This is a genomic window from Photobacterium sanguinicancri (assembly GCF_002265265.1).
Classification (GTDB): Bacteria; Pseudomonadota; Gammaproteobacteria; order Enterobacterales; family Vibrionaceae; genus Photobacterium; species Photobacterium sanguinicancri.
Window position 1 is genome coordinate 1 of record NZ_NOIF01000133.1, and the last position, 14480, is coordinate 14480.

The window sequence follows — 14480 nt, forward strand, 5'->3', positions numbered from 1 at the left end:
CTATAAAGGATATGGTAAAGATAAGCAAGATTTCTTTATAGACAATATTACTGCTAATCTTGAAAACTTTAACGAAATAGAAATCGATTCTGACAACCAGAAATTGGTTTCTGAACTATAGAGTAAAAAGGCACCTGTTGATTAGGTGCCTCTTCATCTGACGCGATTATGGCCCACATCGAGTTAGCCGTTCTTGCTAACTCGAAAGTACCTTAAAACTCAATTCACTTATCCTGTTAAATACTTTGTGCTGTGTTCCGTCTCGTTTGGCGACTCGCAATTACTTATTACTTTTGCCATATTTTCTTTATGTGAAGAAATCTCTCGTCAAATTCTTGCTCCCTAAACACAGTAAGGCCTAAAAAGTCGAACTAACGAATAGAGCCTAGGGTAATAGATCCTTGGCATCACATTCCAGAACCTCTGCAATTTGATATACCTTTTCTAGGGTCACATTGACTTCTCCACGCTCTATACGTCCTACGTAGCTTCGATCAATGTCTGTAAGTAAGGCAAGTTTATCTTGTGAGATCTTCAATACCTTACGTCTTTCTCTCATTTTTACGCCGAACTGAATAGCTAAGTCTTTCATTTCTCGTCTCTCTATTTCAGACGAGAACTATCCGTAGTTGCGCGATGCAAAACCACGGATTATAATCCGCATTTGTGGCGTTGGTTTGATTTTTGTCTAATGCTAGCCTTTTAAGCTGATCTTGTTTTGGTAAACGTGATGTCAAATGTGTCTGTAGCAATTAATGAGCATATCTATAACATCTTGATGGATGAACAGTTTGATAACTTTACGGTTTTGCAGCTAAGAGATATTTACCTTTCCTGCAAAGAGACAACAATCAGCATGGTAGATGCTCGTAAAGTTGTTTATCGGCAGATTTTACGATTGCTGAAACTGGGTTTGCTGGAAAAAAATGAGGCAGAGAGACCTAGAAAACCAACTTACACGAAAACGGCATTGTTTTACGAAGCCAAGCTCCAACCTCGGGTGAAAATAACACAACCTGAACAAGCTCTATCAATGCCTGACTCTATAAAACAAGGTGTTGCGGAGAAACCACAAAACGTTATTCAGCAACTTGAAAAAATGCTTAAACAGTACCAAGTGGACTTACTCGCCAGCATTGGAGAATCAGAAGAGTATATGCGTTTGTATGAAGCCTTACCTGAGATGAAGAGTCACTTGGAGATGCAATATCATCAAGCCCGTGAACGCAGTTCAAAGCTACTTGGCCAGATCAAAGCCATCAAAACCGTTAAGTCCCATTACCAGAAGTCGTAACTAGATGAAGTTAAGAAATTGGCAAGTTGAGTGTCTTGAGCTAGCACTTAGCCACTACCGTGGTGTCAGCAAGAATTTTTTATGTCTCGCAACACCTGGAGCTGGTAAAACTATAATGGCTGCTGAAGTTGCAGCCAGATTGTATGAAGAAGATAAAATCGATTTTATATTATGCTTTTCGCCATCAGTTTCCATTTCTGAGAGTATTCAGACCACTTTTACTCGCCGATTTAATCAACGATTTGATGGAGTGATCGGTGCGGCAGGGTGCTCATATACCTATCAGAATATGCTATTTTTTAAAGATGATTTCTGGCAACTCCTCAGAAATAATCGTGTTTTTGTTATTTTTGATGAAATTCATCATTGTGCAGGCACAACATTAGAAAATGCGAATGTATGGGGTGAAGAGATTCTTCTTAACATAAAGTCTTTGGCGACTTATACCCTTTCGTTAACTGGTACTCCCTGGCGTTCAGATAAAGCACCGATTGTACTGTCAGAGTATAGTGAACCAGATAACAAAATTAGATGTGATTATATCTATGGTTTGAAAGAGGCTGTTTCGGACAATGTTTGTCGCAGACCCAAGATAGTTCTACTTGATAACGAAAAGATTTTGGTGACAGATGAAGGTAATCAAATCGATACTTTCGGAAGTATTATTGAACTGTTAAAAGAGTCAGCTGTTACTTATCAATCACTTCTTACCAATGACAAAGCGATCCGCCACATCTTGTCACTTGGGTGCAAGAAGCTTAAGGATATTCGTCGACAAAATCCTACTTCTGGAGGGTTGGTTGTAGCCTCGTCCGTGAAGCACGCTTTAGAAATTCTTTACATTCTTCGTAATGAGTTTCACCAGTCTGCAGTGATTGCGACTTATCAGGAGGATTCACCCAATATGGTTATTGATGAATTTCGCCATAGTGAAACAGAGTGGATCGTAAGTGTTGGTATGGTCAGCGAAGGAACTGATATTCCAAGACTTCAGGTATGTTGCCATCTTAGTCGAGTCAAAACCGAACTGTATTTTAGACAAGTCTTGGGCCGTATTCTGCGAGTGAGCGATGCTCCAAATCAAGAAGCCTGGTTGTTTACTTTCGCTGAATATCAATTAACAACGTTTGCAAATCGAATAAGTTACGACTTACCGGATATGCCAGTAATTATTAAAGAAAGTGAATGCGCTGAAGAGCCCCCTAAAGTGCCGGAGAAAAAAGCTTCCTTAACAACAGTCACAGGGTTAGTTGACCTTACTTACGAAGAATCGCCACAAGATCCCACAATGATTCAACAATATGAAGTAGATGAAGGCATTATATCTTTAGAGGAAACGGTAAACCGAACGTTTGAACTTCTTGGTGTTTTCAGGGAAAGGGTTATCGCAACATTCGATTCACCTTTTTAGCTCTACATCGTAATAGAAACCTTGAGAGTCATATCATTTTCGAAAATTTCGATAGCTGCACTCATTTGAAAAATGACTAGTAGAGTAGTCTTTATCGCCACTCTACACATAAAAGGCAAAGTATGAAATTGAAAGAGGCATTAGTAGCCAAGGGGGTGATGAGCATCGTTGTCATGACCATTAATATTTTGATTAACGCCATAATTCTCATTTTTGCATGGAACAGTTTGTTATCTAGTGTTCACCCAGGTTTGCCAGAGTTTAGCTTTCTAAATGCCATAGGAATCGTGCTGGTAACTTGTGCAATACAAGGTAAGTTTTCACTACAAGTCAGTATCAAATAGCTACATTCATTATTTGTCTTAATAATGCCGCGATAGTGGATAGTGCTCTTTCAAGTTAACAATTGGTCTATCATGTGCTCATTAAAGCATCCACCTTGGGACTTCAATGACAGTATCAACATAGCTAACCTTGGACATCACGTTCATCGAATGTCATGTTCGTAAATACAATTATTAACTTGATAAATCCCTGAGCCAAGCAAGCCTTGCATCGGCAAACCCTTAGTCTAGTGTTATGTTGAAAATCGCTTCTTAGTCCACTGTTATGTCGAAAACCGCCTCTTAGTCCACTGTTATGTTGGGATTAAGTTTGCTAAGCGCAATGCTTACACGCATTAAGTTCTCCACCAATGTCGATAAAATGCAGTTTTTTAAACTTAGCCTCCACTCTATGTTTGCGCCATCAACATAGCTGACCTGATAGACTTACTGAAATGGAATATGGAGCTATTTGGAAGAGATTAGAAAACCGGGAGCGAAAGTGGGTAAATTAGCAGCTCTTGCTAACTCGAAACTGCCCGTGCGACGTGAAGTCGTATGAAGCGTTGTTCACCACGATAAGAGTGAACCATCTGTATCACCAGATGACCCTATGGCTCTGAATAAAGAAGCGAGCTAGACAATGTAACGAAGTCCAGTACATTACTGGGCGGGAAAAGAATCGCGAGAGGACGTTCCTCCTGACAACCACAAGTCGGGTTAGTGCTAGGGAGTCAGTATGATGAACGTATGTGAATCCATGCAAGGTGCGTTATACGAGAAGCAGCGGAAGTGGTTAATACGCTGTGGCCAAAAGGCAACGAGGGTAGGAAAGAAGTTGGGCATTGTTCTTTCGTGGTCGTTAAGCTCTCCGCACTAGAGTGGGCATCTAAACTGACATTACGCGACATACGGAACACGGTAAGCCTGTATCGCTCCCTACGGGAAAGCTGTCTGTGAAGAAAGCCGATAGTGGTGGAGGTAGAGGATGCTGGAGAAAGCCAATACTGCATTGTAATGATGCAGATACAGACTCGTGTCTGGCACGAAAGTGAGCCCACTTACAGCTGGTCTCCCGTTGCAAGATGATTTGAGGAACTTTATTAAAGGACAAACGCAAATGATGACTTTACTTGAAGTTAGTGCCTCTCCTTACCGCTATCAATCGCCATTCTTTAACAAGAATATCGTTGGTAGTAAGTATTGAAGCTTCAAATGTGCATTGCAAAATCTGCCTTAGCGGCAGGTGGATAACAAGTGTCGTCTATCCGACCGAAACGGTTTAGAACCGCTGGACTACATTCGTCAATGCTCCTTCTTTTCCCTTACAGAATCTAATGTTGTGACTTTTTGTAAGATAGTACGCAGAGCATAGCTGCTCATGTGGGGATGCTCAAACTGATGGTCGGCAGCACGTCAAAACTAGAGTAATAGAACGTTGATGCCCCAAGGGTTGTCTACATTGTCGAATCTCTCACAAATGCTAGTTGAATCAAGAGAGATGAGCTCTCGCCTCATAGAAAGTAGCTATGCAATCATGTACACTAGTTAATTGTGATTGAAGTTAAGATAAATCAAGTTGAATAGTAGACCAATACTCGTAGTAACAAGCAGTTATGACAAAACCTGTGACTACCTTGTTACAAAGTTCACTCAGCTTAAATTTTTCCGTTTAGACCTAGACAGATTCTCAGAGTACCGTATCACCTGTTCCCCGAAAGGTTTCAAAATTAAAGGTACAAGTAGTGAAATAGACTCCGAATCATGCTTGTCCATTTATTTTCGAAAACCATCAATGGAAACGTTAGATGGCATCTTTGAGAGCCATTATCACCCGTATATCCATAGGGAAACCTATTCCTTGGTTGAAGGAATCATAGAGAGTTTTAAAGGAACAGTACTCACAAAACCTTCTACCATGCGCCGAGCGAATAATAAGGTGTTTCAGGCTTCTCTAGCTACTGAAGTAGGGTTCAACCTACCTGAATTCGCAATTACAAATGATGTAACTTTACTAAAGCACTTTTCTGATCAGAAAGGCATTATCAAGCCTGTTGCTATAGGTGAAATCACGAGAGATTCTAGTAAAGAGTTCGTACAAACAAACTTAATAGATCCGTCATTTGCAGCCCGTAACTTTGAGTACTCACCCGTTTATCTACAAAGTTATATCCAGAAAGATTTCGAAGTGCGATTAACTATTGTAGGTGAACGAGTTTTCCCTGTTAAAATTCACTCACAAAACAATATAGATTGGCGAAAACCAAACAATAAAGTTGTCTATGAAACCTGCTCGATCCCAGAAGGTATTGAGCGCAATTGCTTTGCCTTTATGGAACTCTGTGGTATGAGGTTTGGGTGTTTTGACTTCATTGTGAAAAATGACATTTGGTATTTCTTGGAGATGAATGCTAATGGTCAATGGGCATGGCTAGAGTTTGAGACTGGACTCAATATATCGGAATCAATTATTGACTACTTGACAACAGGTAGCACGAAAATGGAGCCATAGTGGAAGAACAAAATCGCCCCTCTTTCTTGTATAAATTCGGCTTACTTGTTTGTAGGTTACTAAACCATTTGCCTTTATTCCATGCATCACGGGACAACGGGTTTGACTCAGTAGATTCCTTAGTAGGACTTCGTTTGTCCCTCCTCTCGTTACCTTGGGGTGACAAACATATCTACTTATTTACTTATATCCATCAAGGTAACGTTAAAAAGCGCTTTAAGTTGTTATCAATTTTACGAATTTCGGATATAAAGTCACCTCGCCAACAAGAAGAACTAAACCAACTTGAAGCTGATTTTTTAGACCTTGAAGATGACACTGGTAGTTTAAAAAGCAAATTAAGAATTGAGTTCTTAAAGCATAAGAGTGCAGAGTGCCAAAACAGTATTAACACTCTAAACAACAAGGTTAATAGTTATATCGCAATTGCCTTGGTATACACAGGGTTGTTCGCTTTTTTATTTCAATCAATACTGAAGTTGGGTTTTTCACATTTCAGTGTATTGATGTGGCTTGCCTTTGGCCTCTCAAGTATTTCTCTAATCAACGTGTTGGTTCTGTTACGCAGATACCTACAAGTAAAAGGTGCCTTTAAAAGTAGATTTGGTTCATTCAAGGGTACGCCTGACTGGAAGCAGTTAGCTAAAGGTATTTATATCGACTGGCTAACTTCACAAGATGAGCAGTGGGAAGCTGCAACCTTAGTGAAAAATATTGAAAAGTATTTCATTAGAAGTATTTTTTTGAGTTCATTAATACTCTTTTCCACGGTCTTACAACCTTTTATGCAGCAAGTTCCATTCGACGCTAGAAAAGCAACTAATGATGAATTCATATTGATAGATAAAGAGGGCAACTTCTCACCTCAAGAGTTGTTAAACTTATCTAAAGCTGTTACTCCCGACAACACAATTGTTTTTGTTTATTCTTCATCAAACTCTTCGGGTAACGCTTCCGCTAACTTTACGATTACTGCACTAAACCTCTCTAAACAAAGCTCGTTAATCGAGTTAAGTGATGAATTATTTGACACCAAGTTACTCATAGCCACTGTAAAGGAAGAAAAATGAAACCTTACATTATGAACTATAGTGAGACAATCGAGATTTCCCCTGTATCTGCGACTCTGCGTGAAATCGATACAACAACCAAAACTTTCACAATAGAGAGTCACGATAATGATGAGATTCATTGTGATTGGACAATTCAAACGAACGTAACCGAGCCGACAGATAGCGACAGTATTCTTTGTTTAGATGAAACGACAATAACAAAGACTTTAGAGCCAACAGATCAAGATTGCATGCATTTAGATACAACATACGAGACTAGGATTGTTGAAACCAGCGACAATGACTCGATCTACCTTGATACGACTGTTATGACCGAGTCAATTGAAGGTTTAGACCCTGACGAGATTGTTCTGGCTCATTAAGATGTAGTAACTTGGGATCGACCTGACACATTTTCAGTAAAGGGAAAGTCCCTTAGTTTTAAATCTCTCACATAATCTCACTTTAAATTTATGATATGCTATAAAGTAAATATGTCTGGTGCAAATCAGGCAATTAAGGCTCTATATGAAGAAACTAATTGTACCGTCATTCATCGCATTATTAGCTGGCTGTCAAGTCACGCCTAAGCAGCTTACATCTGATATCGACGTGAGTTCCAACTTCAAAGAAACCAGTATCCCTGCTGGTACTTACGTTTTAGCAATCAACAGCTACAATGATGAACAAGATATTCAGAACCAGACATATAATCCATCAGCTGAGTGTGCGGAATACATCATCAGCGACTTGACCAAATTGGGTTTCAAGCGCGTTTACAACCAACAGAATACTGATTACATTATAGGTTTCAACTGCAACTTTAAAGTGATCATTCACGATGAAGGTTACACAGCAGCAGCTAACTATGGTTTAGACTTTAGGACTAGCAATTCACGTATCACTTCCACGACTGGAACAGATTCGCTAAATGTTCACTCGAACTCTATTGGCACAAAAATTAACACATTCGACATTAAAAATGCTTCATCGAGTCATATTATCACGACTGCTGGTATCGCGATTTATAAAAATCATGATGCATTCAGCTATCGTGATCGTGATCGTGAACTACTTTGGGCAGGTTCAGCAATCAGTCAAAGCTTTAGCAGACAAAAAGATAAGCGTGTTGCTAACAATAAAGATCTGATTCAATCAGTGTTGACACAGTTCAATAATAAAGAAAATTCTGGTGACTTCCACGGCCACCCGAACAAGGTTATTACACTACCTTACTTAGCTGATGCCAGCTCAATTAATGAAGACCAATCCAACAAACCATTTTTGTACACAATGGAAGTAGATTGGAATAAACGTAACCAAGCTCTCGGCTACAACAAATACTTCTACAAACCGTGGCAGACAATTTACGACGGCGGTAAACGGATCGTTTATGAAGGCGAGAAGGACGATTTGCTTGCTATCTCTACTGAATCATTCGTAAACGAAGGTAAAGGGGAGTTAGTAATGTTAACGTTTAGATGTCCGAGCAAGTCCCCGATGCTTTCTATTACCTTTAGAAAAGAGAGCCTAGAAGTAGGTTCGCTTTATGACGTGTACATCTACGACGGCTATGAGCACGGTAAAATTAAGGTACAAGCCTTAGCGACTGATAATAGTCTAGTGTTTGGAGCTACTAGTCAAATCATTGAAGTGTTAGCTTCAGGTAACGGTACGAACAAAGACTTTATAACAGTCGTGCTTCCTGATTTGGATAAAGAAATAGAATTCCGCAAAGAAGGCTTTGAAGAAGCTATGACGATTGCCTATCCAGAATGTATTTAATCAAGTTATGAAAATGGACTATGTAGCGCACAGTGAATTTGGTCACTCAAATGGCAATGACTCATACCCACATACTATTCCAGAGCTAGGTAGCTTTACCATACATTTGCTAATGTATGTTTTACTAAATTAGTAAGATCTTTAACTCACAATTGTCCAGAGGTGTGTCAGCATGATTACAGCTGAGATGATTACAGCTGAGACAACGATTACAGCTGAGACAACGATTACAGCTGAGACAACGATTACAGCTGAGACGAATCTGTCCAGTTGTTAGTTACGATACCTGCAGGGCACATTGGACAGTTCAGCCATGACTGATTAGTTGACATGTAAGATTGAATATGAACGATATATAACAAATAGTTCGTTGAGAACTGGTAGGTTTTACTTTGAAATTATATTCAGGGATTGCGCAATATCGTGCTCAAATGCAGATAGTGTTAGATCTATGAGAAGTAGTCCCTCAGTCATAGTTACTTCCTTATCCTTTAATTGTTGCCTAATACGCTGAACTTGCCGCTTTACAATTTTTACGGAATCATTTAACTGAACTGCGTTATATGCTTCACTATATCCGTTCAAATCACTAAAGACTAAGTTAATGTAGGTGTCGAGTGAGTGATGTTTTGTATGTCCTGTCCATTGTTGTAACTGCATCTTAAAATGCTCAGTATGCAGTAAGTGCTCACGAAATTTATCTGCTGAAGTGATTTCCTTGTGCTGTAAAATGATTTCTTTCAGCTTGTTTGTAATGAAGGCATGCCTATATAGATGGGGATGCAGCTCTCCCTCGATACCTAATTCATTTTTCCATGTATTCATATACCTTGTTAGTGTAGCACTTTGAAGGGGCTGTCCTGTGGTTAACGATACAAACAAGTAACCATGGTCGTTAGCTTTGCCTATCGTACGTTTAATGATTTTTTTACGTACTTTATTTATATATTGTTTAATGTCAGCCAGTAGTGCTGAGGTCACAGGGATACTTCGAGTTATATCATCATCACGTCGCTTTAATGTTGTTAGGGTTAAATGCGGGTTTTTACCTGATTTTATAGCGTTATCAATATCTTTCATTGTGATTAAGTGGATTTCAGTTACGCGCCCCCCAAGTTGTTCCAAGCACTGATACAGTGCTATATCACGAAGTCGTTTTTCACGGTTTTCTTGAGTGCGAACATGTTCCCATACCTTGAGAGCGCTATCTTCGCTCACAGGAAATTTACGATTAACAGCATCCTTTGTTGGTACACAGGTATGGCTAACAACCTCAACCTCTTTTTTTTGGCTAGAACCTTCGATTGAGATTTTATATTTTTTTATTGTAACTCGTATGGCATTCTCTTTACCCTTGCCAATGAAGTTATCAAGATCATGATAATCCTGTACAAAACTTAAAAAGTCGAGGCATCTATGTGCTATCTGAATGACATGGTTATTGCTACGAACAAGCTCACCACACTTATCACGCTCAGCCTGTAGGCCCTGGACAAAAAGTGTGAAAGTAGAGTCAGTAAGTTGGCTAAAAGGCATTTTGTTTTGGTAGCAAAATCGCACTAAATGATGAACCTGTGTTGCGTAAGTTCTCAATGTTCCCCCCTTAACTCGTCGAGACTTTACCGCCTTCAATTGCTTATGCATATACATATTCGCCTCAAAACAAGGCTCGTTATTATCGTATGTAATGAAAGGAGTGTCAGAGGCATCAACCATTTGTAACTTCTGATTGAGCGGAGAGTAAAAATCCCAACGCTCGAACTCTTTTAAAAGTATGACAGGCATTTTACACCTCACCATGGTTCACATAACTTAATTTGGCTTCAATTTTGCGGTTAAGTGATTGATATGTAGCATTTCTTTGCTGCGAGCTATCGTCTGAATGAGCCATTTTCTTAAGCTCACTACGCAATTCACTAATTATGGTTGTTAATAAGAAATTGCTCTTTTGCATTGTGCTTAATTTTGACTCTATCTCATCGACTTTATGTCTCAGCCCTGTTTTAGTTGACTTTGTTGCCTTATTGCCAACTACAACTGCCTCAATCGCATTCTTAGCGTTAATTCGCAGTTCGTCCAATTCTATAAAGCCTCTGTCTAATAATAACTCAGAGGCGCTTTTGAGCGTGTTTAACGAGCAAGAGACAATATCTCTTTTACTATTACTGAATTTGGCTAATCCACCTTGCGATCTCAGTGCAGGTGTTAGAGCTTCAATGCCCCTGAAGCTTGAAGGATCTTTAATGATTTCAAGTAACAATGACTTGGTTTCCGTAACTTTTTTTTGGTTTACTTCTAATATTTTCATTGTTCAACCTTAATCTAATTCTTTCACTTGAAGCGTTAGTGTGAAGTCATTGATTTTGTGACCATTTTTCTCGATGGTGAAGAACTCAGGCTCTAAGGAGATAACCTCGTCCTCTAAAAGCTCTAGGATTTGAGATTCCAGTTTTTCTTGTTTCTTTAATTGCGCGATATGCGGTGTTGTTTTGTAGTCACTAGTGTCTTCGTAATCGCAGCTAACATCGGTCACGGTTGAGAGTGAAATGTTTGAGCTATCAATACCATAACGCTCTGCTAGTGCATCAGCCAACTCTTGTATGTTATCAAGCGTATTTTTCTGTATAGCATCAACGATGTAAGAGGCTTTTACGCCATTTAATATCGCACCAGTTTCACTTTCAGTGATGTAGCGGTACAGGTGTTCTACGTCTGTGTGACCAAGCATCCAACGCAGAGTATCCATGCCATCAAAGCGCTTTGACCAAAAAAATACCATTGCAAAGAATCGACGAAGTTGGTGTTGTCTAATGTAGTAGCGACGTTGTTCACCATCCTCAAATGTCACTAAAGGTGTTTCAAAGTAATCACAAACTGTATTTAAATGAATATTATATGAGCGCATATTAACCTTCTCTAGGTTAAGTTTTTGGGTGTTGAGATTATTAAATAAAGATAACTTTTCTTTATTTAATCCATTTTTCATAGCAGCTTGATTAAACTTCTCTAACTTCCATATAATTAGAGCAAATGAGCGAGATATTGGGCGTTTAATTATTACGTTCTTTCCATGCTTTCCTCCGTTACCTGATTTCTTCAAATTGGCAATTAACTCATAATCAGCTTTTTTCCCTTCTTTGCTTGAAGGATCAATATTCGGGTGCAAGTTCCCATAGCTTTTTAGGCTTATAAGTTCATCAACCCGCTTTGCCATGATAATGCCTGTGAGCGTTTGAATTGAGCCAATTAACACATTATAAAGATCAAAAAGACTTTTATTATTGCGTCTTTTTTCAAATACACCTTCTTCACTGTAAGGAATAGATAATCTATCAACCCCTATCTTTTTCAGCTTATAGTCAATTGAGGTTAAAGCATCTGTACTCTCCCATAAACCACGTTCAGTAGAAGGGACTGTGGGATTATGATTTGGGCTATTGTGCTGAAAGTAATTGTTATTAGAGTATCTTTGGGTACTTTTAGCTACCCCTTCAGTAAGCACGGATAATACTGAATTAAGAATGGGATCTTGGTATTCATGAGTGAACTCATAGCAATTCTTGATTAAATTAAAAACCAATTTTGGTGGTAGCGTTGCAAATCTTCCGTTCTTTTTAAGTTTCACATGCTCTTTGATTCGAGATAATATTATAGACTTCATTGTATCGGGAGGAAATTGGCTTGCACCATCTCTTCCATGTACAGCATTCAATAGCTTGAGTGCACTAATGTTGTCTCTAACTAAGGTTTCTGACATATTATTTGATGCCACTCGGCAGGGGATAGCTTTAAATTCTTTTACATTATCCATATCAATAAGCTTTAGTTCATCAAAAGTCGAAATTCCCTTGCTATCAACTGGAATAATTAAATTGCTGTATATGTATTTATGAAGTACAGCTGCATTTCCTTTCTTTTTTTTTCGTAGGAATTTTCCTTCCCGCTTACTATTAACTTTAGCTTGATAATAACCGATGTTGTTCAGCCAGCAACATGCTTTTACCCTTTCTGCAACAGAAATGTCTAGAGTTTGCTCTTCAGGAAGCAATGAGCGAGTGATAAATGGATGCTCTTTCGCAAATGCCTCAGCTTCATCCTCACTGATAAAAGAGATTTTTTCAAGTAAGAGTTCACGAACTTTATTTGTATAATCATAAAGACCATTTAGTGTGCCATTTTCACCGAGCTTAACCATTAATGCCATGAGAAAATCGTCAGATAGACCTGCTAAATGTTGCTTTGTAAGTTGGATGCTATCTCCATGAATCAGTATGGCATTAATAAGTGCAATGATGTTTAGAATGCTTATATTGACCGAGACACCTTTTTTGAATTTACCGCTATTCTCCCGAGGGTTATCTGCGGCAGTAATCCAGTATTTAAAGGCATTAAGAAGCGGGCGATGTCGTGAGGCGGTCAGTTTTAAATTATCACTTAAGGTTACTGAGCTCCAATCTATTGTTCGTGGGTAAGTATTCCCATTATCTTTGATTTCTATGTACCAAGTGGATGCTGAAAAGTCATTAAGCAACCAATACGGGTTTGTTTCTTTATAGTCGTAGATCCCCGTTACGCTATTTGTTGCCACTTTTAATGCTCTAAAATCACCATTGGCAACGGATGCATCATGTAGTGACCATAACTCATCTTTAGTGAGTTCTGATAGTGTTCTAGATTCATTTACGATACTTTCAATTAATTTGACCGACATAAAACATTTTCCTTAAATTTGTCTAAATCTAAAGGGTTACTGAGTGCTAGTTCGTAAAGTGGAATAGTCTCTTCAGGCGGCCTTCTGTATTTTTTACCTTTATCAGTTAATGTAAAGTGACTTAAAATGAACACCGAAGATTGGTACCATTTTTCTATAATAGGTTTAAATAAGTCATCTTCGGTGGCATTATCAATAACGGATTGAATCGCTATTAGAACTTGAAATAAAGGCGTAGTTAACGTAAATACTAGTTCATTGCTATTATTGATGTCTTTTTGATTTTCTTTACTGTAAATACTAGATATTGCGCGTTCAAGGTTCTCTGGTAGGTCACCTAGACGATGATTTTTTAGAAATTCATCGAGCGTGCTTTCATCAAAATCTAACGCATCAAACAAGTAAGGTGAATCTTTTAGTGCTTCAAAAATAATGGCATTTTGGAATTGGCGAATCCACCGTTTATTAAAGTAATCCATTAGAGGTTTAGGTAAATAGCTCTCCATGAGTTCCAAACGTAACACTTTATGTCCCAATGCTTCAGCTACCGCTTTAAGAGAGTGAGTTTCGAGATATATTTGTAGTGCTCTCGCTTTGCGAATATTTCGAAGTGTAACAATTTCTGCTAACTCCTTTGCTTTAGACTTGCTTAAAATAAGCTGTTTATTATCGTTATAAGAATTCACCTCAAATGTTTTATTAAAATTCTCTGATTCAGATAATAACTTACCTATATTCTTTGAACGATTTACACCTTTAAGGTTGGCGACCAGCATGACATAGCGCCAATCACTTCCACCTTTTTCCTTTAATGCTTCCCTTGCAAATTGAGTGTGTTCAATGAGCGTATCAACGATGGATTTAGTATAATCTGTTAAGATAATCTCTTGTTGTGCTGTGGTTGCCCCTTTTCGGTTTTTAAAACTTACGGCTATCCATTGATTCCCTGTTTGCTTTAATCCAATCTGGTTTCCATTTTTATCAAATAACTCCCACTCTTGAAACCAACTTGGAGTGATTTTGGGGTGCTCTAAAACTAAAAGTGATGCGAAAATATTTATGGTTTTAGCTGTAGGAAGATTCAACTCTCGTATTAAAGTATCAGCTTGACCATCAAATCCTAAATAAGTCGAAGCTCTGCTACCAACGCCAAAACCATAGTGATAAAACGTGGCAACAGTGTTGTCTAAATGGTCGATTCCCATTGGAATGTTGTTTTTTATTGTAACATTACAAGGGTGAGGCTTTATTGCACCTGTTACTTTGAATTTTTCGTTGCGATTTAAGCGATACTCGATACCTTCAAACATCTTTTTACTTACAGTTTTAATGTGTTCAATATCTCGATTTAGACGCTGATGAATTATATTTAGTGCTTCTTCATCTCTAATT

The 14480-nt window shown here is 38.5% G+C and carries 11 protein-coding genes and 1 pseudogene; 7 read left to right on the top strand and 5 right to left on the bottom strand.

Annotation, left to right across the window (positions count from 1 at the left end):
* Nucleotides 1-385: 385 nt before the first annotated feature.
* Complete coding sequence (locus ASV53_RS17160) at nucleotides 386-592, bottom strand: helix-turn-helix domain-containing protein (protein WP_094957984.1); 207 nt, start codon at nucleotides 590-592, stop codon at nucleotides 386-388.
* A 147-nt stretch (nucleotides 593-739) separates the two neighbouring features.
* Between ASV53_RS17160 and ASV53_RS17165 the strand changes: the two genes are divergently transcribed.
* The 7 genes from ASV53_RS17165 to ASV53_RS17195 all read left to right on the top strand — a co-directional run bounded on the left by ASV53_RS17165 (nucleotide 740) and on the right by ASV53_RS17195 (nucleotide 8377).
* Entirely contained in the window at nucleotides 740-1294 is a 555-nt protein-coding gene (locus tag ASV53_RS17165) for a VspR family transcription factor (RefSeq protein ID WP_205049208.1), read from the top strand.
* Between the two features lie 4 nt (nucleotides 1295-1298).
* Nucleotides 1299-2705: a DEAD/DEAH box helicase gene (locus ASV53_RS17170; protein ID WP_094957986.1), complete on the top strand. Its 1407-nt coding sequence runs from the start codon at nucleotides 1299-1301 to the stop codon at nucleotides 2703-2705.
* A gap of 122 nt (nucleotides 2706-2827) precedes the next feature.
* The gene (locus ASV53_RS17175) at nucleotides 2828-3049 is read left to right on the top strand and encodes a hypothetical protein (RefSeq protein WP_094957987.1); all 222 of its coding nucleotides are present in this window, start codon (nucleotides 2828-2830) and stop codon (nucleotides 3047-3049) included.
* Nucleotides 3050-4823: 1774 nt separating this feature from the next.
* Nucleotides 4824-5540: an MvdC/MvdD family ATP grasp protein gene (locus ASV53_RS17180; RefSeq protein WP_141226267.1), complete on the top strand. Its 717-nt coding sequence runs from the start codon at nucleotides 4824-4826 to the stop codon at nucleotides 5538-5540.
* Complete coding sequence (locus ASV53_RS17185; protein WP_094957989.1) at nucleotides 5540-6610, top strand: hypothetical protein; 1071 nt, start codon at nucleotides 5540-5542, stop codon at nucleotides 6608-6610. The genes ASV53_RS17180 and ASV53_RS17185 overlap by 1 nt, the downstream gene beginning before the upstream one ends.
* Nucleotides 6607-6975: a hypothetical protein gene (locus tag ASV53_RS17190; RefSeq protein WP_094957990.1), complete on the top strand. Its 369-nt coding sequence runs from the start codon at nucleotides 6607-6609 to the stop codon at nucleotides 6973-6975. Before ASV53_RS17185 ends, ASV53_RS17190 begins: the two co-directional genes overlap by 4 nt.
* Nucleotides 6976-7120: 145 nt before the next feature.
* Complete coding sequence (locus tag ASV53_RS17195; RefSeq protein WP_094957991.1) at nucleotides 7121-8377, top strand: hypothetical protein; 1257 nt, start codon at nucleotides 7121-7123, stop codon at nucleotides 8375-8377.
* 387 nt (nucleotides 8378-8764) lie between these two features.
* On the opposite strand, the gene ASV53_RS17200 is transcribed toward ASV53_RS17195, so the two are convergent.
* The 4 genes and pseudogenes from ASV53_RS17200 to ASV53_RS25535 all read right to left on the bottom strand — a co-directional run.
* Nucleotides 8765-10162, bottom strand: a complete 1398-nt coding sequence (locus ASV53_RS17200) for a tyrosine-type recombinase/integrase (protein ID WP_094957992.1) — start codon at nucleotides 10160-10162, stop codon at nucleotides 8765-8767.
* Nucleotide 10163: 1 nt separating this feature from the next.
* The gene (locus ASV53_RS17205) at nucleotides 10164-10685 is read right to left on the bottom strand and encodes a hypothetical protein (RefSeq protein WP_094957993.1); all 522 of its coding nucleotides are present in this window, start codon (nucleotides 10683-10685) and stop codon (nucleotides 10164-10166) included.
* A gap of 9 nt (nucleotides 10686-10694) precedes the next feature.
* Nucleotides 10695-13088, bottom strand: a complete 2394-nt coding sequence (locus tag ASV53_RS17210; protein ID WP_094957994.1) for a hypothetical protein — start codon at nucleotides 13086-13088, stop codon at nucleotides 10695-10697.
* Nucleotides 13073-14480: pseudogene (locus ASV53_RS25535) on the bottom strand (hypothetical protein); the annotation flags it as partial. The pseudogene ASV53_RS25535 and the gene ASV53_RS17210, both read right to left, overlap by 16 nt.